Raw genomic sequence first — 2680 nt, 5'->3', positions numbered from 1 at the left:
TGTCTGGCGGCCTGGAGGGGCGTATCAACCTGGTTAGTTTGGGGTTTTGGGGGGTGAGCGGGGTGGCGGGCAGGTGGACGAGGGGTCGACTGTCAAGAAACAGTCGGCCACGTGGCGGGAAATGTGCGGTTTCCTGACACTCCCGACGGTGGGCGGGGTGCGGTTCGCTCCCGGACCGATCTGGTGGACACCGTATTCAGTGGATTGAACCTATACACGTCCCCGAGGGATTGGAGCCGCTGCGTCCGCTTAACGATCGGCTGGTGAGGATCGCATGCACGGACAAGGACGTCAGCGTGGGGCTCAGTGTCGCTGTGGGCCCCGAAGGGTGCTGCCGGGACGCCGATCCCCGCAAGATCACTGATGGGACGCCCATCCGGGATGGCATCACTGCGCATTACCTGAACAACCAGCCGGAGTTCGGGGGACCGATCCCCTGGTGGAACGAGTCCGGGGCCTACGTGGCCGTGTCCGGCCCCCATCTCACCAAGGAGGATCTGATCGAGATTGCCGAGTCCATGTCGGACACAGCGACGCTGAATGCCTATCAGGAGTAACCGGTCCGGACGCATCGATTCCGGTGCACCGGGCGACTAACCGACTCGGTCTGATGGCCCAGTTACGCAGTGCCGAAGGTGAGGGCGAACAGCCCACGGGGGTGGCCCTGCAGGCTGACCCTGGCTGCGCAGACGAGGGCACGTGGGAGTGGCCCTGGCAAATGAGGGCGGTCCCGCCCTGATGGGGGCGGGACCGCCTCCGCGCGCGCAGCAGGTGGACTTCTCACTCAGCCGGCGGGGTGCCGGTCACCCACCGCTCCCGGCGCCCGGCCAGCCACAGGGAGAGGGCGAGGCCCACGAGTCCCACCGCCAGCACCTGGAGGTGCAGGCGGGCGGGGTCGGCGTCAGGCAGCGGCCGGGCGTAGGGGAACAGGTGCCCCCAGCGGTGCAGGTCGCCCGGCTTCAGCAGGTCGACGCCCCACCAGAGGGAAGCCGTCGCCACCCCGCCCACCTGGTGCCGGGCCAGGGCGCTACCGCCCAGCGCCACGCCGCCCAGGCCGAGGGAAGGGTAGAGCGCCATGTCGAGCGCCTGACGGAGGTCCATTGGTGCGTAGAACAGTTGGGCCCCGAGGAGCAGCAGCGCACCGGCGGCCGCCCAGGCGAGGGCGGGAACGGTGGTCAGGCGCAGCAGGTGCAGCTGCGGCGGGAAGGGCCAGGTGAGGTGCAGTTCGTGCGCGCCGATTTCCCGGTCCAGCGCGGGCACCCGGGCCAGCAACAGCGCGAGGCCCAGGGGCAGGAAGGCCTCCATCAGGTAGGCGAGGTCGGCCGTGCTGCGCGGGGCCCCCGGGGGCCGGAAGGCATCGCCCAGGAGCAGCAGGAAGACCACCGCCAGTGCGACTGCGAGGGTCAGCCATCCCCAGTTGGCCTGGGCCTTCCAGGCGTAGTGGAGGTTGCACCAGACCCAGTAGAGATGGGCCCGGGTACCACCGGCGGTGTCGCGGGGCTGTCCGCCGGTAAGATGGGCGCTGCCGTTCACCGCGTCGTCCCTCCCCCGTGGTCCGCGGTGGCCATTATCCGGCCGATGGCGGCCTCGAAGTCCTCGGGCGCGGGCCCGGCCGGCAGCAGGGCGTGCATCTCCCGGAGCACTTGCAGCGCTGCCTCCCGCCCGGCCGTCTGCTCCACCCGAAGGAGGCGCTCGAAAACCGTGTCCGGGTACCGGGGCTGCTCACCGGTACGCACGTACTCCATGTACCTCTGGAAGTCCCGGTAGAGCCGTCCCTGTTCCACCGTGAAGCCGTATTGCGGCCACCACAGCGCCAGCACGGAGATGCCGTACGTGTCGGCGAAGTACCCGGGCCAGTAGCGGGCCAACTCCTGACCGTGGATGAGCAGCGAGCCCGGTGTGGCGCCGCTTCCCGCCGTCGGCAGCCAGGGGGTGCCGTGGTAGAGGTCGTCGTGCACCTGAATCAACCTGACCGGCCCCAGAGCCTGCCGGGGGATCATCGCCTCGTACTCGGCCATCAGCCCGGCGATCTCCGCTGCCGCCCGCTCTGCCTGGACCCGGTTGTCGGGCGAGACGCTCACCAGGAGGCCGTGCAGCTCTTCCTCCGGCCAGGGCGTGCCCACCAGGTAGAGGCCGGTGGTCACCGCGGTTTCCCCGTCACCGCTGTGCCGGATGTGGAGGTCGGTGCCGCTCACCCGGATGCGGAAGCGGGCCTGCGGGTGGCCGACGGGCAGGTCACGGGGCGTGAGCGGGCAGTACTCGGGCAGGAACTCGCTGCACTGGCCGACGGCCCGAGTGAGACGCTGGATGCCGGGCAGCGGGTACCAGCCGTAGTGGGCCGGGAGCAGAACCGACTCCTCGTCGATGTGGGCGGCCGCCCTGGGGCCGTCCTGCAGGCGCCACTGCCAGACCGTTCCTTCCCAGGCGGCGGAGACCTGTTTGGTCTCGCCGGGGGCGAGCGGCACGGGGAGGAAGAGGTGGTCGCCCTGCCGCCGGGCGGTGACCGGCTCACCGTCCACGGTAACGCCGGTGACGGTGAAGTTCTGCCGCAGGGTGAGAGGGATTTCTTTCAGGGGCTCGCCGCTCACGTTGGTGACGGCGAAGTTCGCCCGGGCCGCAAGGCTGCGATGGGCCGGGGAGAGCACGACCGTCAGGTCGTAGTCGTCCGTCACCACCGGAT

2 protein-coding genes and 1 pseudogene are annotated in these 2680 nt (G+C 70.0%); 1 reads left to right on the top strand and 2 read right to left on the bottom strand.

The features are described from left to right. The first annotated feature begins 296 nt into the window (after nt 1-296). A complete protein-coding gene (locus AB2385_RS16860) occupies nt 297-557 on the top strand; it encodes a hypothetical protein (protein ID WP_367656172.1) in 261 nt (86 codons plus the stop codon). Nucleotides 558-780: 223 nt separating this feature from the next. Here AB2385_RS16860 and AB2385_RS16855 read toward each other — a convergent pair whose 3' ends face one another. Beyond that, nucleotides 781-1533, bottom strand: coding sequence for a hypothetical protein (locus AB2385_RS16855; RefSeq protein WP_367656171.1), 753 nt, complete (start codon nt 1531-1533; stop codon nt 781-783). Then, a pseudogene (locus tag AB2385_RS16850) lies at nt 1530-2680 on the bottom strand (hypothetical protein); the annotation flags it as partial. The pseudogene AB2385_RS16850 and the gene AB2385_RS16855, both read right to left, overlap by 4 nt.

The organism is Symbiobacterium sp. (assembly GCF_040797425.1).
Lineage (GTDB): Bacteria > Bacillota > Sulfobacillia > Symbiobacteriales > Symbiobacteriaceae > Symbiobacterium.
This window is presented reverse-complemented; position numbering and strand designations above follow the sequence as displayed.